The following is a 22,207-nucleotide window of genomic DNA, read 5'->3' as shown; positions in this document are numbered from 1 at the left end:
GCCGACTGTCTGAATTCCCAGTGAAACATGCGGGGTCTGCCCCGCATGCTAGTCCCCCATATCACGGCGGAGCTTGGCGCTTACGCCGACGCGACAGCGCCGATAATCTCGGCGAGAAGGTCGTGCAACTGGTCACGGTAGCCGTTTCGGGCAGACGGACCGCTTTCCCTTGATGTCATCACCACGGTCATATCGAGCGACGGAACCACGTAGACCATCTGCCCGCCATAACCCCAGCCGAACTTCACATCGCGTCCGCCTATCTGGCGCAGAAACCAGCCATAGCCATAGCCATCGCCGGAAAAGCGCGAGTTCGTGCGGGGCGTCCAGGACTGGTCGATCCAGGTCTGAGATACCACCTGCCGGCCGCTCTTGGTTTTCCCGCCATTGCGATAGAGCTCGCCGAATGCCAGCAGGGACGCCGCCGTCATCGCCATCTGGTTGCCGCCGAGATAGACGCCCTGCGGATCGCGCTCCCAGGCCCCGATGCGAAACCCGTCGACCGGCTCCAGCCATTCGCGCGCCAGCGCAAGTGTCGGGCGTTTGCCGACGCGGGTGAGGATGGCGGAAAGTAGATGCGTCGATGCTGTCGAATAGAGCATCTGACCGCCTGGCTCGCCGTCGAACGGTTCCGACAACGCAAACCGCACCCAGTTGGAACTTGCCACCCAGCGCCCGTAATTCGGGCCGGACATCCGAGACAGACCGGCCTGCATGGAGAGAAGATTGCCGATGGTGACGTCTGCGAGCCGCGGATCGGCATTGCGCGGCAGATCGGCCTTCAGGATCGAGGCGATCTTCTGGTCCGGCCCCTCAAGCAGCTTGCGATCAATCGCGATGCCGACAAGGCAGGAGATGATCGATTTCGACGCCGACTTGATATTGGTCGCGGCGTTAGGACTGCTGCCGTTGAACGCTTCCCTCGCGATCGTCTCGCCCTTGCGCGACACCATCACAACCTTCAACGGCTCCAGATCCGCCGCCCTATCCAGCACGGCCTTCAACGTCTGCGGCGCCTGCGCCACGCCCGCCCCGCCGGGCTGCTGCGCGAAGGCCCGCACTGACGCGAGGACGAAGGGAGCGGAAAGAAGGGCTGTGCGGCGTGTGATCATGGAGGTCAATCTAGGTCGAGACCCGCACGCGACTATGGCCGAGCCCAACGATTCACGCGAAGGTGACGGAGCGTGAGACCATTGCGCCAGCTCTCGCCCGTCGAAAAACGAAAGACCCCGCCTCCTCTATGGGAAGACGGGGTCCTATGAATCTCTCAAAAGCAAATGCAGCTCAGGCGAGCTTGCGCCCACTCGCAACGATCATGCCGGCTGCACCTTCGAGCCAACCGGCTTTCAGCTCGAGCGCCAGGAAGCGCGCGCGGTCGCAGGGGCCGGGCATCACCAGATGCTGGGTCTTGCCACCGAAGAAGCCGAAGCGCTCGTAATAGGCGGCGTCACCGACCAGAAGCACGGCGCCATGGCCACGATCATGCGCCTGGCCGATCGCCGCACGCATCAGAGCCGCACCGATGCCCTTGCCCTCATGCGACGAGCAGACGGCGAGCGGTCCAAGCAGAAGCGCGTCGATGGCGTTGCCTTCTGGCGAGATGCCGGCCTCGATGTTCCACAGACGTACCGTGCCGATGACATGGCCGTCCTCATCGCGCGCAACGAGCGCCAGGCCTTCGGCCGGCACGCGGTTCTGGCGGATCTTTTCGGACGACTTCAAGCGTCGGTCGGCGCCCATGGCGCGATCGAGCAGAGTTTCACGAGCCACCACGTCGGCCGGCGTTTCGGCAGTGATGGTGAATGTGGACGCGGGCGCAAACAGCGCACGGACAGAATCAAGAACAGTGGCCATCTTGGCCTCCCGCACTTAAAACCGTTTCAAACGGTATCGGACGATCATTGTGAATTTGCGGCTCCCGTCTGGAGGTCGGGAACCGCGAAAGTAGTGACGCTTGTAACGCCTTAGATGACGTAGGCCTTGAGCGGATCGAAGCCGTTAAACGCAACCGCCGAATAGGTGGTCGTGTAGGCGCCGGTGCCCTCGATCAGAACCTCGTCGCCGATCGAAAGCGAGATCGGCAGCGGATACATGTTCTTCTCGTACATCACGTCGGCCGAATCGCAGGTCGGGCCGGCCAGAACGCAAGGCTCCATCGCGTCGCCGTCCCGCTCGGTGCGGATCGGGTAACGGATAGCCTCGTCCATGGTTTCGGCGAGACCACCGAACTTGCCGATGTCGAGGAAGACCCAACGGTGGTTGTCGTTGTCGGACTTCTTCGACACGAGAACGACTTCAGCCTTGATGACGCCTGCATTGCCGACCATGCCGCGACCCGGCTCGATGATCGTCTTCGGCAGGTTGTTGCCGAAATGCTTGCGCAGCGAAGCAAAGATCGCCTGGCCGTATTCTTCAGCCTTCGGCACGTCGCGCAGGTACTTGGTCGGGAAACCGCCGCCCATGTTGACCATCTGCAGAACGATACCCTGCTTTGCGAGCTGGCTGAACACGCGCTTGGCATCGGCCAGAGCCGCATCCCAGGCATCGACCTTCGTCATCTGCGAACCGACATGGAACGAGACGCCGTAGCTTTCGAGACCAAGCTGGTGTGCGTAGACGAGAACGTCGACGGCCATCTGCGGCACGCAGCCGAACTTGCGCGACAGCGGCCATTCGGCGCCTTCGCCATCTGTCAGCACGCGGCAGAACACCTTTGCACCGGGAGCTGCACGGGAAATCTTTTCGACTTCCTCATGGCTGTCGACGGCATAGAGGCCAACGCCGAGCGCGAAAGCACGCGCAATGTCGCGTTCCTTCTTGATCGTGTTGCCGAACGAGATGCGCGATGCGTTTGCACCGGCATCGAGTGCCATCTGGATTTCGGCGACGGAGGCGCAGTCGAAGTTGGAACCCATCGAAGCAAGAAGCTTGAGGATTGCCGGCTCGGGATTGGCCTTCACGGCGTAGTAGATCGCGCTGTCCGGCAGGGCATGACGGAAGGCGTTGAAATTGTCGCGCACGACATCGAGATCGACCACGAGGTAGGGACCATCGGGACGCTGGGTCTTGATGAAGTCGAGGATGCGGGCAGTGGTCATGGTCAATCCCTTCCAAATCTCAAAGGCTCCGGCTTGCGAACCGGAGGACAAAGGACGGATGAACATGCGCCAGGATCCAGTCGGTGGAGACACCGGTTCCCTGACACGCTCAAACGCGCGGTAAGTGGATCAACGTTCTGCCAAGAACGAAAATCCGGCTTTGTCTGCCATGGATTGGAGGGAGGTCCCTACCGCACTTCCGGCAATGATGGTGTGCCTCTTCAGTAACCCCGGCTGTTGGAAAGCCGGGAGAGAACAAAAAGGCCCGCACCGTCGTTGCTTTAGATGTCCTCGCATTTCCCGGATGGCCGGAATAGCGACTGGAGGGGTTAGTTCCAGGTACCTTACCGATGACCTCACCAAATAGAGGGTCGGCGGACACCCACGGGCACGTGCGACTTTGGGCTGCACGGGAGATAAGAATATTCGCGGTCATAATCAAGCGGTATTTTGGGCCGGGGGGAAAATAATGGGAAGGCAGCCCCCGGTAGAATTTGCGCACGGGCACGCGTCGGTTTACATTACGGAAATAGAGGCACGACTGGAGAAATCAGATGCCTACAGCAAGAAAGCCAGAAGCCGTCGAGACGCCGTTGAGGGAGGTCTTGCACCCTGAAAGACTGGTGTCGGTCCCGGATGCAAACGATCCGGTCTTCCGCGCTCGTCTCAAGGCAGCCATTGCCGCTATGGACCCCGAAGAGGAAGCGGATGTGATGCGCTGGATAGAGGCTGTGTCGATGTTCCACAATGAGGACCGCGATCTGGAATGAAGCGCGGCGATGTCGTAACGGTGGCCACGGCGGGAGATTTTGGAAAGCCGCGCCCTGCGGTCATCGTCACGCAAAATGCTCTCCTGGAAGATGGCCATCAAGCTGTTGCAGTCTGCCAACTAACTTCAACCATCAACGAACTGGCCGACTTTCGTGTGACGGTTGATCCAACTCCAGAAAATGGGCTGCGTGTCAGGTCCGATATTATGGCAGACAAACCGGCAACGGTGGTTCGCCATAAAATCGGTGCCGTCATCGGCTGCCTAAGCCAACAAGATATATTACGCCTGAATGTGGCGCTAACCTATGCGCTAGGCCTTCAAGGCTGATCGATTTCCCGGAGCAGATTCGCCACATGGACACACTCACCCGCATGCGCGCCTTTATCGACGTGGTCGAGGCAGAGGGCTTTTCGGCCGCCGCACGCCGCACCGGCCGTTCCAAGGCGCTGCTGTCGAAATATGTCCGCGAACTGGAAGACGATCTCGGCGCGCTTCTTCTCAACCGGACCACCCGCCAGTTCTCGATGACGGAGGCGGGCCACACCTATTACCGCACCGCTGCCGATATCCTGAAGGAGATCGACAATCTCGCGGACCTCGTGCGCGAGAACAATGCCGATCTCAAGGGCCGCCTGCGGATCTCCGTGCCGCGCACCTTCATCGATGCGGATGTCGGCCAGTCGTTCATCGACTTCGCCAAGGCGCATCCGGACGTCCAGTTGGAAATCGTCGCCGATGACCGGTTTGTCGACCTGATCGAGGAAAATTTCGACCTGGCGATCCGAATCACCCGGCTGGAGGATTCCGGCCTGATCGCCAAGAAGCTTGCCGATTTCCGGGTCCATGCGGTCGCGACGCCCGATGTCGTGGCGCAATACGGGCCCCTCACGCATCCGCAGCAGCTGAACAAGGTGCCGTTCATTATCGACACCAATTCGCGCTGGCACAACAATATCCGCTTCGTCGATACTGATGGCTCGATGATTTCAGTCGCGGTCTCGGGCCCGATCGAGGTGAACAGTCCGCAGGCAACCTTGCGCGCGGCCCGCGCCGGTCTCGGCGTCGCGATCATCCCCGACTTCGTCGCCATGGCCTCGATCCAGTCGGGCGAACTGGTCAACCTGTTCGACGAATACATCACCCGTGAACGCGGCATCTATGCGGTCTATCCGCATCGCCGCTACCTCCCGGCCAAGGTGAGAAGCTTCGTGGATTTCCTCGCCAACTGGTTCCGCCAACCGCGCTGACCTGTAATTCTATAACGTCGAAGTCGAAATTCCGTCCCATTTCGGGGCCAGACCACAGCTTGCGGACGGACGAACGACACCCCTTTTGATTTGGCGCAGGTCCGGACGCAATGCCGCTGCGCAACTATGCTGGACCTGCTCGGATATGCGAAACAGACTTGCGACAATTCTGACGGCAGCGGCCCTGGCTGCACCCCTGGCCGTTCCCGCACCGGCTCTTGCCCATCCGCATATCTTCGCCGAGGCGCGGCTGGAAATTGTCGCAGGCGCCAATGGCACCGTGCAGGAACTGCGCAATGTCTGGCGCTTCGATGAAGTGTTCTCCTCGAGCGTCATCCTGGATTTCGACAAGAACGGCGATCTCAAGCTCGATCCGCATGAACTCGCCGAACTCGGCGAAACCATCCGCACCTCGCTTGCCGACTACCACTACTTCTCCACCGTGACGCTGGATGGCGCACAGATCGGCATCCAGAAGCCGGACGTCTTTCACACCACGATGCAGGACAAGCAGTTGATGCTGATCTTTGCGGTGAAGCCTGAAAAGCCGGTCCCTCTCAAGGGCAAGCTCACCTTCGGCATCTACGACCCCACCATGTACACGGCGATCGACTTCCCCACCGACAAGGATCTGGTGCTGAAGGGTGCGGGCTTCGAGAAGTGCCAGCACAAGGTCGTACGGCCCGATCCAGACGACGTGATTTCGCAAAACAGCGCTTCGCTCACCGATGCTTTCTTCAACGATCCGACGGGGACCGACATGACCAAGCTCTTTGCCACCCGCATGGAAGTGACATGCTGAGGAAAGCGTCGACCAGCCTGCTGTTTGCCGCTCTCGCGGCGGCGCTGGTCGCCACCGCCGCGCACGCCCAGTCGCCGCTCGGCGTCGGTGCAGCGGAACCCTCCTTCTCGGTGGGCGGGCCGCTTGCCCCCTTCTTCCAGTGGATCAACGCCTACCAGCAGGGCTTCTACCGCTCTCTGACCGGCGCGCTGCGGGCGATGCGCGAGGATCCGTCTGCACTTGTCGGCCTGATCGGCCTGTCTTTTGCCTATGGCGTCTTCCACGCCGCCGGCCCCGGCCACGGCAAGGCGGTGATTTCCTCCTACATGATCGCCAACGAAGTCGAACTGCGCCGCGGCGTTACGATCTCCTTCATCTCGGCGCTTCTGCAGGGCCTCGTCGCGATCCTCGTGGTCGGCGCTGCCTTCGTCCTGCTCCGCGGCACCGGCATCACCATGACCCAGGCCACCTGGACCATGGAAGTTGCAAGCTTTGCCATGGTCTCCCTGTTCGGCGCCTGGCTGCTGGTCAAGAAGATCCGGGCACTCCGCATGCGGGTCGTGCGCGCTCCAGACCGCGGCCGGACAGCGGCAGCGGCGACTTCAGCCGGCGGATCGACCGCGATGCTGTTCGACGGCTCATCTGACGGACGACGCGCGACCGGTCTCAAATTCCAGGCAGTCGAGATCGACGACCACGCATTTCAGGGAGACAGCGACACCTGCGAGGCCTGCGGCATCAGTCACATGCCGGACCCGTCGACGCTCGGTGCCCGCAACTTTAACCTGAAGGAAGCCTGGTCGGCGATTATTGCCGTCGGACTTCGTCCCTGCTCGGGCGCCATCCTCGTCATGAGCTTCTCGCTTCTGAACGGCCTTTATCTCGGCGGCGTGCTGTCCGTTCTCGCCATGTCGATCGGTACGGCGATCACGGTGACGATCCTTGCAACCCTTGCCGTCGGCGCCAAGGATATCGCGCTGAAATTCGCAGGCCCCGGCTCGCGCAGCGGACGACGCATCGGCCATGCGATCGAGATCGGCGGCGCCCTGTTCATCCTGCTGATCGGCCTTTCCCTGCTCGGCGCCTCGCTGCAGGGCTGAACGCTCAGCGCGTCTGCGGCATCGCCTTGATAAAATCGATGAAGGTGCGCAGCGGAGCCGGTACCAGTCGTCGCCCGGGATAATAGAGAAACGGCCCTGAGAATGAGGGCCACCACGGCTCGAGCACCGGTTCCAGCGCACCACTGTCAAAATGCGGCTTCAGCCAGTCCTCGAACAGCGCGACGATACCGGTGCCGGCAATCGCCGCGTCCACACCGAGATCGGACCCGCCACCCGCCTGCACGATCAGTTGCGCCGGCGGATCGACCACCACCTCCTCGCCATCGCGTTCGAATTCCCAGGGCGTGACCGGACGGTCCCTGAACCGGCTCCGGATGCAGGAGTGCGCCAAAAGATCCCGCGGATGGTCCGGCCGGCCGCGCGCGGCAAGATAGGCTGGCGACGCAGCGAGTGCGAAACGCTGAACGCGTGGACCGATCGGCACGGCGATCATGTCCTGCTCCAGCCGCTCGTCATAGCGGATGCCCGCGTCGCAGCCGGCGGCGATGATATCGACGAAACTCTCGTCGGTCATGATGTCGAGACGGATATCCGGATAGGCGGCCAGAAACGCCGGCACGATCTGCGGCAGGACAATCCGCGCCGCACTGGCCGGCACATTCAGCGTCAACAGTCCCGCCGGCCGCCCCCGAAACCCGGCAGCCATGTCGAGCGCCGCTTCCATTTCCGATAGCGCCGGTCCCAGCCGGTCGAGCAGTGCCCTCCCCGCCTCCGTCGGCGTCACGCTGCGGGTCGTGCGGTTGAGAAGCCGGACGCCGATCTTTTCTTCCAGACGCCGGACTGCATCGCTCAGCCCGGAAGCGCTTCCGCCAGTCAGCCGGGCCGCATCGCGAAACCCTTTCGTCCTCGCCACCGCGACGAATGCTCCGAGATCACCAGCGTCGTATTTCATTGTCCGCCCTGCCGTACAGCCCGTCCGAATTGTAACCGATTATCGCGCGGGCTGGATAGCCCTATCTCTGCCTCACCGATAGGGAGTAAAACCATGACCAATCTTGAAAAAGCCGGCACCTATAAACTCGGCGACCGCCCCGTAAAACGTCTCGGCTACGGCGCCATGCAGCTTGCCGGCAAGGGCGTGTTCGGCCCGCCGAAGGACCGCGCGGAAGCCGTTGCGGTGCTGCGCGAGGCCATCGAAGCCGGCGTCGACCATATCGACACCAGCGACTTCTACGGTCCGCATATTACCAACGAGATCATCCGCGAAGCGCTGCATCCCTATAGCGACGATCTCGTTATCGTCACCAAGGTCGGCGCCATCAGAGGCGACGACGCATCGTGGAACCCGGCCTTTTCGAAAAAAGCACTCACGAAGGCCGTCCACGATAACCTCAGGAACCTCGGTCTCGATGCGATGGAGGTGGTCAATCTGCGTTCCATGCTGGATGTCCACGGTCCGGCCGAAGGCTCGCTGGAAGAACCGCTGACGGTCCTCGCCGAACTCCAGCGCGAGGGCCTCATCAAGCATATCGGCCTCTCGAACGTGACGCGAAAGCAGGTCGAGGATGGCCGCAAGATCACCGAGATCGTCTGCGTCCAGAACCAGTACAATCTCGCGCACCGCGATGACGATGACCTCATCGATCATCTGGCGGCAGAAGGCACGGCTTACGTCCCCTTCTTCCCGCTCGGCGGCTTCTCGCCCCTGCAATCCTCGACGCTGTCGGATGTAGCAGCAAAGCTCGACGCAACGCCGATGCAGGTGGCACTGGCCTGGCTGCTGAAGCGCTCGCCGAACATCCTGCTGATCCCGGGCACCTCGTCGCGCGGGCACCTGCGCGAAAACCTCGCCGTCGCCGACATCGAACTGTCGGCGGATGTGATGGCGGAGCTGGAAGCGATCGGCGCCAAAGCGGCTTAAGGGCGAGCGGCTAGCTTTCCACACTCATCCCTGTGACAGGCACAGGGATGAGAACGTCTTCACGTTTGCGCCCGACCATACCCTGCAATTACTTCCGCCGCTGATACCTTGCTCGCAGCCAGAAGATCAGGAAGAAGCCGAGAACCAGCAGCGCGCCGACGAAAAACGCCAGCAGCGGCGAGTAATTGCCGATCCACAACACGATGGTCGGCATGAGATAGATGACCACCGCCGCGCCGAAGAGAATGGCGGCAGCCGCGATCGCCTGTGATTTCGCTTCTGGCGTCATGTGGTTTTCCCGCCGGCAAATTCGGCCCTGAGATCTTCCAGCCGCTTTTTCTGCCGGCCGTCTTCATCGAAATTATCGGGCGAGAGCCAGGCCTCGAACCCGGCCTTGATCACCGGCCACTCACTGTCGATCATCGAGAACCAGGCCGTATCGCGGTTTGCGCCGCGCGAAATGATGTGCTGGCGGAACACGCCTTCGAATGTGAAGCCGTAACGCAGCGCCGTCACCTTGGAAGGCTCGTTCTCGTTGTGGCATTTCCATTCGTAGCGACGATAATCAAGCGTCTCGAACACGTGGCGAGCCATCAGGTAATGCAGCTCTGTCGACATCGGCGACCGCTTCATGGCAAGCCCATGCGCCACGGACCCCACCTCGATCACACCGTTCTTCGGGTCCGGCCGCATATAGCTCGCCATGCCGACAACGGCGCCGGAGGCGTTTTCGCGCGCGACCAGCGTCACGAAGCCAAGGTTCGCATTCACATTGTCCAGCCACGCGCCAAACTCTTCGGCGGTCGAATATTGATCGTTCGGAAAATAGCGGATCAGCTCGTTGATCCCCTCGGCACCCCCAAGTGCATCCCAAAGATCAGCCAGATGCTTCTCCCGGTCATAGGGTTCGAGCGTCAAGAACCGTCCGGCCAGGGTGACGGGGCTGGGGGCGGCAACTTTGTAATTGAAAAGATCGCGCATTCGGGCAGGTCCAGCAAGATGCGCAGCGGCTGCGTCGCAACCGCTGCAGATGAGGCATCAAGGCTTAGGCCAGCACCTGTCGAAAGGCAACCGGCGGAGACGATCGATGGAGCTCACAGCTGCGCTTCGATGGCGGCCTTGTCGACAATCGACCAGACCTGCACGATCTTGCCGTCGCGGAACCGATAAAAGACGTTTTCACTAAACGACACCCGGCGCCCATTGACCGGAAGCCCGAGAAACTCGGCCCGAGGCGAACACTCGAACAGCAACCGGCTGACCACATGCGGCTGATCGACGACCAGCAGATCAATGCTGAAGCGAAGGTCGGGAATATCGCTGAAATTCCCGACAAGCATGTCGCGGTAGCCGGACAGCCCGAGCGGCCGGTCATTATGGATGACACCGTCATCCACAAAGTCCCCGAGCCGCTCCCAGTCCTGCCGGTTCAGGCAATGGATGTAATCGCGGTAGATGTCACCGAGATCGTTACCCATGTTCTCGCCCTTTAAGCGGGCACTTTTGCCGCGGTGACCGTCGCATCGATATGCTCGAGCAGAGCATCGGGCAGACCCAGGCGTCCCGCGAGAAGATCGAGGTAACCGCGCTCGGCCCGTGTATCGGGATCGATGGTCATGCGGGTCGCGGTGTAAAGCTCCACCTTCTGCTCCTCGGTGCGGGCAGCGGCGACCAGATCGTCGATATCGACGGGGTTCGCAAGCTCGTCGCGGATGAAGGCTTCCGCCTCGTCGCCGAGATCGACCTCATGCACCTTGTTCATGATGTTGGCCCGCTCGGCCGCATCGATATGACCGTCCGCCTTGGCGGCGGCGATCATGGCGCGCACCAGGGTCAGGGCGAAATCGTTGGTAAGCTCAGGCGACTGCAGCGAAAACGGGCTGTCCGGCGGCGGCAGCGCGATAGGCTCTGCAGCAGACGGCGTCGGCTGAATCGCGGCCTGCGGCGACTGCCCGGATTTGTAGTTCTTGTAGGCGAGATAGCCGAGACCCGCGACGGCTGCGATGCCGCCCACCGTCACCACATTGCCGGCAATCTTGCGGCCGGTCTTGGTGCCGAGAAGTGCGGCGGCAATGCCGGCAGACTTCAACGGATTGTTCTTCGCCATATCGCCGAACTGCCCAGCCCGGCCCTTCACGCTTCCCGAAAGACCGGGAACCTGCGAACCCAGGAACTGGTCAAGAAGCTTTTTTGCGTCGAACATCCGTATCTCCTACTGTTGAATTCGAACACGGAGATAGGAACGGCAACCCAGGAAAACAATTTTCCCGCGCCGCCGATAACGAAATTGTCAGAACGGATTTAAGCTCTGAGCGCGAAGGCCTCGGAGGCGAGCTTGGTGATGGCGGCCCAGTCGCCGGCGGCGACGAGTTCCTTCGGGGCTACCCACGAGCCGCCGACGCAGATGACGTTGGGGAGCGACAGGTAGTCGTTGGCATTCTTCAGCGAAATGCCGCCGGTCGGGCAAAACAGCGTGCCAGCGAGTGGTGACGACAGGGCCTTCAGATAGGCGGCGCCACCGGCCTGTTCGGCAGGAAAGAACTTCATCACGTTGTAACCGGCTTCCCGGAGCGTCATCACTTCGCTGGCAGTCGCTGCACCCGGCAAAAGCGGAACCGGCGAATCCTTGGCGGCCGACAGCACGCCCGGAGAAACGCCCGGCGACACGATAAAGGTGGAGCCCGCCTTCACGGCGGCTTCCCAGTCTTTCGCGTTGAGGATCGTGCCGGCTCCGACATTGGCGCCTTCGACTTCGGCTGCAACCGCCTTCACGGCGTCGAGTGCTGCCGGCGTGCGCATGGTGATCTCGATCGCCCGGAGCCCGCCGGCGACCAGCGCCCGCGCAAGCCCGACAGCCGACTTCGCATCATCAACGATCAGCACCGGAACGACGGGCTGCAATTTCAGGATGGTCAGCAGCTTTTCAGTCTTGCTTGGGTTCTGGCCCGGATTCTGGTCAGCCATGAAGAACACTCCCTAAAACGATTGAAATCCCTTGCCCGGAAATAACGGTCGATCACGTCATTGTCGAGAACAAATCCCCCGATCCACGCAACCTCGGGCCCCTTGCAGACTTCTCTTAAGCACCCGGCCGAAGCACCGCTTTACCATGCTCTTGCCGATACTCTTGCCCTTGTGCATCTTTGCGCTACGGTACATCTCCACAACCAAGACGAGGCCCATGGGACAGGAAATCGAGCGCAAGTATCTGGTCAAGAACGATGCCTGGCGGAACGAGGTCGCATCCTCCTCGCGGTTCCTGCAGGCCTATATCGCCGTTGCCGCTGATCGCTCGGTTCGCGTTCGCATCATGGATGACGAGAAGGCCAAGCTGACGATCAAGATCGGCTCGGAATTGTTCTCGCGCTCGGAGTTCGAATACGAAATCCCGCTGGCCGATGCGAAGGACATGGCCGCAGGTGCCACCGGCATCGTCCTCGACAAGACGCGCTTCAATGTCGAGCATCAGGGCTATACCTGGGAAGTCGATGTCTACGCGGGCGTATACGATGGGCTCGTCGTAGCCGAGGTCGAACTTGAAAACGAAACCGATAGTCCGCCGATACCGGACTGGATCGGTGACGACGTCACCGGCGATCGCCGCTATTCCAACGCCGTCATGGCCAACCAGGATCTGAGCAGGGAGCTTCTCGATGGCCTACCACCTGCGACCCGATAAGCCGTTTACCGCCGAGTTTGTCGCGGTTGCGGAGCAGCAGCTGTCGAAGGCGGTCCGCTATTTAGCCGACAAGCCCGATGGGGCTCACACGGCGATCCACGATGCGCGCAAGCGTTTCAAGCGCGTGCGGGCGCTGTACCGCCTGATCCAGCCGGACGCCAAGGAATTCAGAAGCCGGGAAAACACCCGGATTGGCGACATGGGCCGCAGCCTCTCTGCCGTGCGCGATGCAACGGCACTTGTCGAAACGGTCGATTATCTCGCCGGTCAATCTACTCTGCCGGAAGAACAGGCAGCCCTTGCATTCGCCCGCGACGCGCTTTCCAAACGCCGCGACGAGATTGCCGAGAGCCAGGAAGACCTGCCCGCCCGCATGGCGACGGCGGTGATCATCTGTCACGAGGCAATCGACGCGCTGCACGGCCTGTCGCTGGACGACAAGCCGGAAAAGACCGCCCACCGGCTTGCCAAGGTCTGGAAGAAACAGCGCCTGCAGGCGCTGGCGGCGATCAAGGAATGCGAAGGCAATGCCCATGCCGAGGCATTCCACGAATTGCGCAAGAGCGGCCAGACCTACTGGATGCATCTTGCCCTCCTGCGCGACATCTGGCCGTCGGCGATGCGCGCCAAACAGGCCGAGGCGAAATCACTGGTCGATCTTTTAGGTCACGAGCACGATCTTTCCGTTCTCTCGGGCCTCGTCAACGAAAGCCCCGACCTGTTCGGCGACAGCGACACGCTGGCGCGGCTACTCGCCGCCATCATCGCCCGCCAGCAGGCACTCCGGAAAGAAGCACTGCCGATCGCCCAATCGGTGTTTTCCGACAGTGCCGCCACGGAAAGCAAGCTTGTCGCACTCCTCTGGAAACACGCGGCGTCGTGACGACGACGACGCCCGATCCATTGCGCAACAGCGCATCTGGTTGTATGGGACCGGCATGACCGAAAGCCACCTTCTCCCCCGCCCCGAAGCCACGGGCGCATTTCTCGTTGCCGCGCTCTATCACTTTGCGCGGTTCGAACGTTTTGCGGATTTCCAGACGCCGCTGCAGGCCTTCTGCGACGCGCGCGGCATCAAAGGCACGCTGCTGATCGCGCGCGAAGGCATCAACGGTACGGTGGCGGGTTCCGACAGTGACATCGCCGAGCTTCTGACATTTCTGCGCGCCCAGCCCGAATTCACCAGTCTGGAGCACAAGGAAAGCCGCGCATCGAAAATGCCCTTCGTGCGCATGAAGGTAAAGCTCAAGAAGGAAATCGTCACGATGGGGGTCGAGGATATCGATCCCAACAGAATCGTCGGCACCTATGTCGAGGCCAAGGACTGGAACGCGCTGATCTCGGATCCCGAGACCATCGTCATCGATACCCGCAACGATTACGAGACCGCGATCGGGATTTTCAAGGGCGCAGTCGACCCCAACACCAAGACGTTTCGCGAATTCCCGGACTGGGTGAAGAACAATACCGGCCTGCACAACAAGCCAAAGATCGCCATGTACTGCACCGGCGGCATCCGCTGCGAAAAGGCGACAGCCTTCATGAAGCAGCAGGGTTTCGAGGACGTCTACCACCTGAAGGGCGGCATCCTGAAATATCTCGAACAGGTGCCGGAAGAAGAAAGCCTCTGGGAAGGCGCGTGTTTCGTGTTCGACGAGCGCGTCTCCGTTGAGCACGGCCTGAAGGAAGGCAACCACAAGCTCTGCCACGCCTGCCGCAACCCGATCACCGCCGAAGAGATCACCTCGCCCAAGTATGAGGAAGGCGTCTCCTGTTCCCATTGCTACGACAGCCGCACCGAGGAAGACCGGTTGCGCTACCGTCAGCGGCAGCTCCAGATCGCCCTCGCCAAACAGCGCGGCGTCAAGCATATCGGCAGCTAAAGCGTCCACGAGAAGGATGGAGTAACCTGAAAAACATCCTTTTCGTCTGCAGCCAGAACAAGCTGCGCAGCCCGACGGCCGAGCAGGTTTTTGCAGAATGGCCCGGCATCGAGGTGTCGTCCGCCGGCACCAACAATGATGCCGAAAACCCTCTCTCAGCCGAATTGATCGAATGGGCCGACATCCTCTTCGTCATGGAACGGACCCACCGGGCAAAGATCCAGCAGAGATACCGATCGAAGCTCAAGGGCAAGCGGCTGATCTGTCTCGATATACCTGACGATTACGACTTCATGGATGCGGGCCTGATTGCAATCCTGAAGACAAAGGTGCCGCGGCATCTCTAGCCTGAGACGTTTTCAGGCAATCCGCTTTCCGTCCCGTCCCCGGTCGGTGCGGTAGATGACGTCGATCTCATGGGCTTCCATCGGCCGACCGAAGAAATAGCCCTGCAATTCATCACAGCCCGTCATCCGCAACTTCAACGCCTGGTCCTCGCTCTCGACGCCTTCCGCCGTCACCGGCATGCCAAGCGAACGGGCAAGCGCCACGGTCGCCTGCAACGTCTGAACCGCGTGGTCACCCTCGGACATCGCATGCACCAGCGAGCGATCGATCTTCATCCGGTCGAAACCGAACTGCCGCAGATATCCGACGCTCGAAAAACCAGCGCCGAAATCGTCGAGAGCGATCTCGACACCGAGCTTTTTCAGCCTGGCAATCGCTGCGCGAGCGCGGTCTGGGTTCTGAATGAAATACCCCTCGGTCATTTCCAGCGTGATGCGCGATGGATCGGTTCCGGTCTTGCGGAACATCGAGGCCACATGCTGCGAAAATTCGGGATCACGGAACTGGCCGGGCGAGATATTGACGGCAAGCTTGATGCCGGGCCAGTCGGCGATGCGCTCGCAGGCCCGGTGCATGACGAACAGACCCAGCTGGTCGATCAGTCCGCTTGATTCCGCAATCGGAATGAACACATCCGGCGGCACCGGTCCGTAACCCTTGCGGGTCCAGCGGGCGAGCGCCTCGATGCCGATCAGCCGCCAGTTCGTTGCATCCACTACGGGCTGGTAGACGATGTTGATTTCGCGCCGCTCGATGGCGATCCGCAGGTCCACTTCCAGCCGGTTGCGCTCCTCGCGCTCGGCATCCATTTCCGGCCGGTAATTCTCATAGCGACCGCGGCCGGTTTCCTTGGCACGGTACATCGCCATGTCGGCCCGACGGACAAGCTCCTCTCCCGGCACGTTGCCGCGCGGCGAGATGGCGACACCGATACTGGTTCCGATCACAGCCACGCGCTCGCCGATGACGAAGGGCTCGCCGAAGAAGCCGAGAATGCGGTCGCAGAGAACAGGTGCCACCGGAGATGCCCCCATCACCGGCAGAGCGATGGCGAATTCGTCGCCGCCGACGCGCGCCAGGATCGCCTCGCTGCCAACAAGCGTCTTCAACCCGGCCGCCACGCCGCGGATCAGCTTGTCGCCGGTCCCGTGACCATAGGCATCGTTGACTTCCTTGAAGCCATCGAGATCCAGATAGAGAAGTAAAACATGCGCGCCCTGCGCCCGGCTTTCGAGAACAAGGGCGTCGAGAGCGGTAAAGAAACCTGAACGGTTCAAAAGCCCGCTCAACCGGTCGCACATCGCGAGCCGTCTCGCATCGGCTTCGTCGCGCTTGAGCTGATTTAGGGTGATGCTGCCACTGACCACGAGCAGCAGGAAAAACAGCCCGACCATGGCAAGCGCGCCATAGACCAGAGGCTGCACCTGGGAGAAGCCGAGGTCGCCCGGACGCCGCGGCTGCCACGAAAGCTTGACCAAAAGCTTGCCGTGCAGGTTGCGAAGTTCGACACTGTTGCTGGTCTGATCGGTCTTGTCGATGAACCGCAAACCCTCGACAACATAGGTCCTTGCAAGTTCCGCCACCTTCTTTTCGTCCAGCTGGCGGGCAAAGACGAGAAACCGTCTCTCCGAGAGCGGCTTGTCGAGCGCGCCGGATTTTTCGCGCACCAGGGCGACGCCGACAGCCGCAACGCCGTCGCGTGTCTGAACAAAGCCCGTGGCTTCCGGCAGACCGTCGCGACCCGTGGACAGGACCCGATCGAACAAGGTCCAGAGCGACGTATCGAAATACTCGCGTGGGTTCCATTCTGCCGGACGTCCCTCCTGATAGGACATCAGCACGTTGCGCTCGGTGTCCATCACGATCGCGATATCGAACAGACCGCTGTTGGACGTCATATCGCCGTAATTGCTGACAACCCAATCCTGGCCATCCGGGGCATAGACGAACTGGGCAGCATCATCCCATGCCGAATAATCGTTGAGAGTGGCCTGAAGCTGGGTTCGGAAGGTCTGCAGCGCGCCTTCGGTGGTCTGCATCGAGCGGCTGTCGTCATACCGGTTGGCATAATCTGCAATGCGGCCGACGGCCGTCAGAATGAAGACGGTCACGAGCGTGACGACGACTGCGAACAGGACAAGTTGCATCGCCACGACAGACCGACGGCCGGCCGGAACGGAACGCCGGAAATGTGACGGCATGAACAACAATAGCCCGCCCCTTCATTAAGGGGGCCACATTGGACGGCGATCTCTTCAGATATCGTTAACTTCAATAAGAAAAGCCGGTCTCCGCGGAGACCGGCCTCGATTAGATCACTTCACTCTGAGATCCTACCGTCTTTCGACGTGTTACCAGGACGGAATGACGACGCCCTTGAACGTGTCGAGCACGAACTGCTTCACCTCAGGGCTGTGGTAGCTGTCGACAAGCGTCTTCACCCAGGCGGCATCCTTGTCCTTCGCGTTGATCGCGATGATGTTGATGTAAGGTGCCTTTTCGCCTTCCTTCGCGATCGTGTCCTTGGCCGGGTTGAGGCCACCCTCGACGGCGAAGTTGGTGTTGATCACGGCCGCATCGACGTCATCGAGCGAACGCGGAAGCTGAGCTGCGTCGAGCTCGGCAAATTCGATCTTCTTCGGGTTTTCGGTGACGTCGGCCGGCGTTACCTTGAGGCCCTTTTCGGCATTGAGCTTGATGAGACCCTTGTCGGCCAGGATCAGCAGCGCGCGACCGCCATTGGTCGGGTCGTTGGGGATCGAAACCGTAGCACCTTCCTTCAGTTCGTCGAGGCTCTTCACCTTCTTGGAATAGACACCCATCGGGAAGTTGACGGTTGTGCCGACGGCGATCAGGTCGAACTTGCGGTCGGTCACCTGATTGTCGAGATACGGCTTGTGCTGGAAGGAATTGGCCTGAAGCTCGCCATCAGCCAGCGCCTGGTTCGGGACGACATAGTCGGAGAATTCGAGGATATCGATGTTGAGGCCCTTGGGGGCTGCGATTTCCTTGACCTTTTCCATGATCTGCGCGTGCGGACCGGGCGTCACGCCGATCTTGATGTCTTCGGCAAAGGCCGATGCGGCAGTGAGCGCACTGAAGGCGGCCGCGAGAATGATGTTCTTCATGTCTGTCTCCTTGGATTTGAAAGAATGAATGGCTTGTTCTTGATCAGGTCTTGCGGTTGCGCCTGTCGAACCGTCGGGCAAGACTGTCGCCGGCGCTCTGGACCAGCTGAACCAGAACGATCAGCACCACGACGACGGCAAGCATGACTTCCGGCATGAAGCGCTGGTAACCGTAGCGGATCCCGAGATCGCCGAGACCACCGCCGCCGACCGCACCGACCATCGCCGAATAGCCGATCAGGCTGACCATGGTCATGGTGAGCGCGAGGATCAGGCCGGGCCGGGCTTCCGCGAGCAGCACCTTGAAGACGATCTGCATCGGCGAAGCCCCCATGGCGCGGGCCGCCTCGATGAGACCGCTGTCGATCTCGCGGATCGCCGCCTCCACGAGCCGCGCAAAGAACGGAATGGTGGCGATCGTCAAAGGCACGATAGCCGCATTGGTGCCGATCGAGGTTCCCGTGATCAACCGGGTAAACGGTATGATCGCAACGACCAGAATAATGAACGGCGTCGAGCGCGCGGCATTGACGATGAGGCCGATGACGCGGTTGGCCGCCGGTGCCGGAAACAGCTCGCCACGGCCGCTGGTGGCAAGAAAAATGCCGATCGGCAGCCCAATGGCCGAGCCGATCAAGCCGGCGATCGCCACCATCTGCAGCGTCTGGGTCAGCGCCTTGGTGAGAAGGTTGATGAGCATCTCAAGCGACATAGCCGAGCACCTCCGTCTTCAGGCCGGTCTCGGCATAGAATTGTTGCGCCCGCGCCATCACGGCCGGGTCGGCGGAATAGGAAACGACCAGCGATCCGAACGGCTCGCCCGCGATCTCCTCGATCGCGCCCGCCAGAATGTTGACGTCGGCGCCGAGTTCGGAAACCAGGCGGCCCGTCAGCGGCTTGAAGGCCGTGTCGCCGAAGAACACTAGTCGCACAACCGCCCGGTCCCCCGCCGACGGCTGCCGCTTGATGCCGCCGCGCAGCCATTCCGGCAGATTGAGCGAGGAGGCAAGCAGCGTACGCGTCGTGTCGTGCCTTGGATCGGCATAGACATCGAACGTGCGCCCGGCCTCGACGATGCGACCGGCATCGATCACCGCCACATGGCTGGCGACCGTTTTCACCACTTCCATTTCGTGCGTGATCAGAAGCACCGTCAGCCCAAGTTCGGCATTGATGCGCTTCAGAAGATCAAGGATCGAATGCGTGGTCTCCGGATCGAGCGCCGAGGTGGCTTCGTCTGAGAGCAGCAGTTTCGGATCGGTCGCCAGCGCGCGGGCAATGCCGACGCGCTGCTTTTGCCCACCCGACAGCTCGGACGGGTAACGCCCGGCCTTGTCGCCGAGACCGACGAGATCGAGCAGAGGCCCGACCTTGGCCTTGATCGCCGCCTTGTCCACACCGGCAATCTCGAGCGGCAGCGCCACATTGTCGAACGCGGTTCGCGAGGACAGCAGATTGAAATGCTGGAAGATCATGCCGACCTGGCGGCGCAGCGAACGCAAACCATCTTCGCCGAGCCCGCCCACTTCGACGCCATCGACCACGACCGTGCCGGACGTCGCCTTTTCAAGCCCGTTGACCAGCCGGATCAGAGTCGACTTCCCGGCCCCGGATCGGCCAATGATACCGGCGATGGAGCCGCGGGCGACCGAAAAATCGATACCGTCGAGCGCGGTGAATTCGGGCTGCCCGGACGCACCGCCGAACCGCTTCACCACCTTTTCGAACGACACCATGGGCGCAGCATTCGCCACGTCAGGCGAAGCGGCATCGGCCACGGCAGTAACAAGTGTCATGATAAGCTCACACGTTCAGTCAGGTCATCCCGGCGACAAGGGTCGCCGTCTCAATTCATGCAGCCAAGCGGCACATTCGATGGCAGGTGACTTTGCGGAGCATTCGATCGGCTTTCAATGAAGCCGGGAGGCCTCGTTATTGATGGCGCATCAATGCCCCGCCTGCGCCACATTTTACAGGGATGAGATTTCAAATTCGGCGAAAACGAGAAAAAATCTTCTACGCAGCGCAAAATTAAGCCGGTGCGTGGTTACCCTTGGGGAACTCTGCAGCCAGATCCCGATACCATTTGCCGCTCTGCTTGATCGTGCGAACCTGCGTCTGATAGTCGACATGGACGAGGCCGAACCGCATCTGATAGCCCTTGGCCCACTCGAAATTGTCCATCAGGCTCCACGCGAAGTAGCCCTTCATCGGGTAACCGTCGCGGGCGAGATCCGCGACGACGCCGAGATGTTCGACATAGTAGTCGAGCCGCATCGTGTCATCGATCGTGCCGTCGGCGCCAATGTCGGTATTGTCGCAGGCGCCATTTTCGGTGACGTAGCATTCCGGCAGGTCGTAGCGACGGTAGAGATCCTCGACCAGCAATTTCATGGCGGGCGCATAGATTTCCCAGCCGATATCGGTCACCGCCGTTTCGACGAAAGGCGCGGGCTTTGTCGCCGGGAATTCCGCACCCTCAGCGGTATCTGCAAGAACGCGCATCGGCGTGTAATAATTGAGGCCCCACCAGTCGAGTTTCTGACTGATGACGGCAAGATCGCCCTCTTCCACTTTCGGCATGCGATCGCCGAGCGCCGACATCAGCGACGCCGGATATTCGCCCTTGAACACCGGGCCGAAAAACGCGCCGTTGTGAAAGTCGAAGGCACGCTCGGCAGCAGCGCTATCATCTGCGCTATCGGAACCTGCAATGACGGAATGGGCGTTGAGGACGAGACCAACAGGCACGTTCGGCGTCACATGCCGGATCGCTTCGACCGCCAGTCCATGCGCGAGATTGGTGTGGTGCATGGCGGCAAGGGCCGCCTCCATGTTGCGCTCGCCCGGAGCATGCTCGCCGTAGAGGTGGCTGAGCCACACAGAGCACCACGGCTCGTTGAATGTCGCAACCGAATCCAGCCGGTCCCCAAGACGCGCCATCACCACCTTGGCATAGCGCTGGAACGCATAAGCGGTCGATCGCGCGGCCCATCCGCCGTCGCCCATCAGCGCCAGCGGCAGGTCCCAGTGATAGAGGGTCGCAAATGCCTTGATGCCGCGCGCCTTCAATCCGTCGATCAGCTTGTCATAGAAATCGAGCCCCTGCTCGTTGATCCGGCCGGTGCCCTCAGGAATGATCCGCGGCCAGGCCAGCGAGAACCGGTAAGCGGAAACACCCATCTCCGCGATCAGATCGAGATCCGCTTCCCAGCGATTGTAGTGATCGCAGGCAATATCGCCATTGTCGCGATTATGCACCCGCCCCGGCATGTTGGAAAACGCATCCCAGATGGAAGGCTTCCTGCCATCCGCCTTGGTCGATCCCTCGATCTGGTAGGCGGCGGTCGCAACGCCAAAGGTGAAATCGCCCGGGAAGCGGGCTGCGAGGATTTTGGGATCAGTCATCAGGATGCCGCCATATGGAGGTGCGACCGAGACAATGACCCCGGCCGTCATAGCAGCGACGTGTACCCAAATGCCCGCCCGTTGTACAGGTTTTGGAGCGCGAAAACCCGTTCAGCGCGACGATGTCGTTCGGGATTATCGCCTTAAGTGCGCTCTATACTATCTCTCATAGTGAAAACGGCACTGGATGATTTGAAGTTGCTGGGTGCTTCCTTTACCCGACACACAATACACCAGTCGATGCTCCCCAAGAATGCGCCTCGACCAAAACCCGGAGAGACTGCCCTTCAGCGGTTCCGGTTTTCCAAGCCCCTTGAAGGGCGATCTCTTCGTATCCCTGATCAGCTCGTTGATTTTCTCGACCATCGATTGATCGACGCTTTGCCAGTATTGGTACTCTTCCCAGGCGTTTCCCGTCCAGAGAAGGTTCATGTCAGAGAGTCGGGTCTTTTTCGATCAGCTCTTCTCCGCGAAGCTGCGCAATACTCTCGCGCAGCCGATCAGAATTCGCTGGAGTGGAAAGAAGGTGCAGAGTTTCCTGCATGCTCTCGTATTCGCCCTCAGCAATCAGAACCAACGCCTCTGACCCCTGACGCGTGACCAGCAAAGGAGCGCGAGAGGCGATCACGTTGTCGAAGTGGGTCGCAATGTTCTGCCTAAACTCGGTCAAACGAACGTGGGCCACAATGCTCTCCTCTCAGAATGTACATATATCTGTACAGATTGAATGGAAATGTCAATATTGGGCTCCTGACACTGGAGGTAGATCCGGCCGCGGCGAGGGTTCCAACGCCTATCCGGGTGCCGCCACCTCTTCCCCAGGCCCCTCATCCGGCTGCGTCCTGCGGACCCTTCTCCCCGCAGGCGGGGAGAAGGTCCTT

General features: G+C 60.9%; 26 protein-coding genes. 10 read left to right on the top strand and 16 right to left on the bottom strand.

All coding sequences use genetic code 11. From position 1 onward, the window contains the following. Positions 1–80: 80 nt before the first annotated feature. From IFT59_RS02485 to odc2, 3 genes are all read right to left on the bottom strand, one after another. Positions 81–1,112, bottom strand: coding sequence for a serine hydrolase domain-containing protein (locus IFT59_RS02485; protein ID WP_192086008.1), 1,032 nt, complete (start codon positions 1,110–1,112; stop codon positions 81–83). Between the two features lie 172 nt (positions 1,113–1,284). After that, a complete protein-coding gene (locus IFT59_RS02480; protein WP_062461118.1) occupies positions 1,285–1,854 on the bottom strand; it encodes a GNAT family N-acetyltransferase in 570 nt (189 codons plus the stop codon). Between the two features lie 110 nt (positions 1,855–1,964). Further along, on the bottom strand, positions 1,965–3,098 hold the full coding sequence (gene odc2, locus IFT59_RS02475; protein ID WP_062461910.1) for an ornithine/lysine decarboxylase: 1,134 nt from the start codon (positions 3,096–3,098) through the stop codon (positions 1,965–1,967). 554 nt (positions 3,099–3,652) lie between these two features. On the opposite strand from odc2, the gene IFT59_RS02470 reads away from it, so the two are divergent. From IFT59_RS02470 to IFT59_RS02450, 5 genes are all read left to right on the top strand, one after another. Further along, entirely contained in the window at positions 3,653–3,868 is a 216-nt protein-coding gene (locus IFT59_RS02470; protein WP_192086007.1) for a hypothetical protein, read from the top strand. Continuing rightward, positions 3,865–4,197: a type II toxin-antitoxin system PemK/MazF family toxin gene (locus IFT59_RS02465; RefSeq protein WP_192086006.1), complete on the top strand. Its 333-nt coding sequence runs from the start codon at positions 3,865–3,867 to the stop codon at positions 4,195–4,197. Before IFT59_RS02470 ends, IFT59_RS02465 begins: the two co-directional genes overlap by 4 nt. A gap of 26 nt (positions 4,198–4,223) precedes the next feature. Next, entirely contained in the window at positions 4,224–5,117 is an 894-nt protein-coding gene (locus IFT59_RS02460; protein WP_192086005.1) for a LysR family transcriptional regulator, read from the top strand. A 145-nt stretch (positions 5,118–5,262) separates the two neighbouring features. Continuing rightward, positions 5,263–5,919, top strand: coding sequence for a DUF1007 family protein (locus tag IFT59_RS02455; protein WP_192086004.1), 657 nt, complete (start codon positions 5,263–5,265; stop codon positions 5,917–5,919). After that, positions 5,913–6,998 (top strand): nickel/cobalt transporter, encoded by a 1,086-nt coding sequence (locus IFT59_RS02450; RefSeq protein ID WP_192086003.1) that lies wholly within the window; start codon positions 5,913–5,915, stop codon positions 6,996–6,998. Before IFT59_RS02455 ends, IFT59_RS02450 begins: the two co-directional genes overlap by 7 nt. Positions 6,999–7,002: 4 nt before the next feature. On the opposite strand, the gene IFT59_RS02445 is transcribed toward IFT59_RS02450, so the two are convergent. After that, positions 7,003–7,911, bottom strand: a complete 909-nt coding sequence (locus IFT59_RS02445; protein ID WP_113109716.1) for a LysR family transcriptional regulator — start codon at positions 7,909–7,911, stop codon at positions 7,003–7,005. A gap of 93 nt (positions 7,912–8,004) precedes the next feature. On the opposite strand from IFT59_RS02445, the gene IFT59_RS02440 reads away from it, so the two are divergent. Beyond that, positions 8,005–8,880 carry an aldo/keto reductase family oxidoreductase gene (locus IFT59_RS02440; RefSeq protein ID WP_192086002.1) on the top strand — a complete coding sequence of 292 codons (876 nt, stop codon included), beginning with the start codon at positions 8,005–8,007 and terminating at the stop codon, positions 8,878–8,880. Between the two features lie 88 nt (positions 8,881–8,968). Here the strand turns inward: IFT59_RS02440 and IFT59_RS02435 are convergent, their stop codons facing one another. The 5 genes from IFT59_RS02435 to IFT59_RS02415 form a co-directional block, all read right to left on the bottom strand. Further along, on the bottom strand, positions 8,969–9,169 hold the full coding sequence (locus IFT59_RS02435; RefSeq protein WP_062582124.1) for a hypothetical protein: 201 nt from the start codon (positions 9,167–9,169) through the stop codon (positions 8,969–8,971). Further along, the gene (locus tag IFT59_RS02430) at positions 9,166–9,861 is read right to left on the bottom strand and encodes a GNAT family N-acetyltransferase (protein WP_192086001.1); all 696 of its coding nucleotides are present in this window, start codon (positions 9,859–9,861) and stop codon (positions 9,166–9,168) included. The genes IFT59_RS02435 and IFT59_RS02430 overlap by 4 nt, the downstream gene beginning before the upstream one ends. Positions 9,862–9,974: 113 nt before the next feature. Next, positions 9,975–10,358 carry an ester cyclase gene (locus tag IFT59_RS02425; RefSeq protein ID WP_192086000.1) on the bottom strand — a complete coding sequence of 128 codons (384 nt, stop codon included), beginning with the start codon at positions 10,356–10,358 and terminating at the stop codon, positions 9,975–9,977. A gap of 11 nt (positions 10,359–10,369) precedes the next feature. Beyond that, positions 10,370–11,083, bottom strand: a complete 714-nt coding sequence (locus IFT59_RS02420; protein ID WP_062461148.1) for a tellurite resistance TerB family protein — start codon at positions 11,081–11,083, stop codon at positions 10,370–10,372. Positions 11,084–11,181: 98 nt separating this feature from the next. After that, positions 11,182–11,844, bottom strand: a complete 663-nt coding sequence (locus IFT59_RS02415; RefSeq protein WP_062582114.1) for a 2-dehydro-3-deoxy-phosphogluconate aldolase — start codon at positions 11,842–11,844, stop codon at positions 11,182–11,184. A 217-nt stretch (positions 11,845–12,061) separates the two neighbouring features. Here IFT59_RS02415 and IFT59_RS02410 point away from each other — a divergent pair, with 217 nt between their 5' ends. From IFT59_RS02410 to IFT59_RS02395, 4 genes are read left to right on the top strand one after another with little or no spacing between them, the layout of a single operon-like run. Further along, positions 12,062–12,559 (top strand): CYTH domain-containing protein, encoded by a 498-nt coding sequence (locus IFT59_RS02410; RefSeq protein WP_192085999.1) that lies wholly within the window; start codon positions 12,062–12,064, stop codon positions 12,557–12,559. Then, positions 12,534–13,442, top strand: a complete 909-nt coding sequence (locus tag IFT59_RS02405; RefSeq protein ID WP_192085998.1) for a CHAD domain-containing protein — start codon at positions 12,534–12,536, stop codon at positions 13,440–13,442. Before IFT59_RS02410 ends, IFT59_RS02405 begins: the two co-directional genes overlap by 26 nt. Positions 13,443–13,497: 55 nt before the next feature. Continuing rightward, a complete protein-coding gene (trhO, locus tag IFT59_RS02400; protein WP_113167548.1) occupies positions 13,498–14,442 on the top strand; it encodes an oxygen-dependent tRNA uridine(34) hydroxylase TrhO in 945 nt (314 codons plus the stop codon). 26 nt (positions 14,443–14,468) lie between these two features. After that, the gene (locus IFT59_RS02395) at positions 14,469–14,789 is read left to right on the top strand and encodes a low molecular weight protein tyrosine phosphatase family protein (protein WP_192087082.1); all 321 of its coding nucleotides are present in this window, start codon (positions 14,469–14,471) and stop codon (positions 14,787–14,789) included. Positions 14,790–14,801: 12 nt separating this feature from the next. Here the strand turns inward: IFT59_RS02395 and IFT59_RS02390 are convergent, their stop codons facing one another. The 7 genes from IFT59_RS02390 to IFT59_RS02360 all read right to left on the bottom strand — a co-directional run bounded on the left by IFT59_RS02390 (position 14,802) and on the right by IFT59_RS02360 (position 22,011). After that, positions 14,802–16,937, bottom strand: coding sequence for a bifunctional diguanylate cyclase/phosphodiesterase (locus tag IFT59_RS02390; protein ID WP_249407547.1), 2,136 nt, complete (start codon positions 16,935–16,937; stop codon positions 14,802–14,804). 204 nt (positions 16,938–17,141) lie between these two features. Continuing rightward, a complete protein-coding gene (locus IFT59_RS02385) occupies positions 17,142–17,918 on the bottom strand; it encodes a MetQ/NlpA family ABC transporter substrate-binding protein (protein ID WP_092659711.1) in 777 nt (258 codons plus the stop codon). 43 nt (positions 17,919–17,961) lie between these two features. Continuing rightward, on the bottom strand, positions 17,962–18,630 hold the full coding sequence (locus IFT59_RS02380) for a methionine ABC transporter permease (protein WP_062461169.1): 669 nt from the start codon (positions 18,628–18,630) through the stop codon (positions 17,962–17,964). Beyond that, on the bottom strand, positions 18,620–19,654 hold the full coding sequence (locus IFT59_RS02375) for a methionine ABC transporter ATP-binding protein (protein WP_192087081.1): 1,035 nt from the start codon (positions 19,652–19,654) through the stop codon (positions 18,620–18,622). Before IFT59_RS02375 ends, IFT59_RS02380 begins: the two co-directional genes overlap by 11 nt. 295 nt (positions 19,655–19,949) lie before the next feature. Continuing rightward, positions 19,950–21,326, bottom strand: a complete 1,377-nt coding sequence (locus IFT59_RS02370) for a GH1 family beta-glucosidase (RefSeq protein WP_192085996.1) — start codon at positions 21,324–21,326, stop codon at positions 19,950–19,952. Positions 21,327–21,485: 159 nt separating this feature from the next. Continuing rightward, positions 21,486–21,758, bottom strand: coding sequence for a Txe/YoeB family addiction module toxin (locus IFT59_RS02365; RefSeq protein ID WP_062461172.1), 273 nt, complete (start codon positions 21,756–21,758; stop codon positions 21,486–21,488). A gap of 1 nt (position 21,759) precedes the next feature. Further along, entirely contained in the window at positions 21,760–22,011 is a 252-nt protein-coding gene (locus IFT59_RS02360; RefSeq protein ID WP_092659709.1) for a type II toxin-antitoxin system Phd/YefM family antitoxin, read from the bottom strand. Between the last annotated feature and the right edge of the window lie 196 nt (positions 22,012–22,207).

Source organism: Rhizobium sp. CFBP 8752 (genome assembly GCF_014842035.1).
In the GTDB taxonomy this organism is placed as follows: domain Bacteria; phylum Pseudomonadota; class Alphaproteobacteria; order Rhizobiales; family Rhizobiaceae; genus Neorhizobium; species Neorhizobium soli.
The sequence above is the reverse complement of the archived record's forward strand: the minus strand, read 5'-3'. Positions and strand labels throughout refer to the sequence as shown.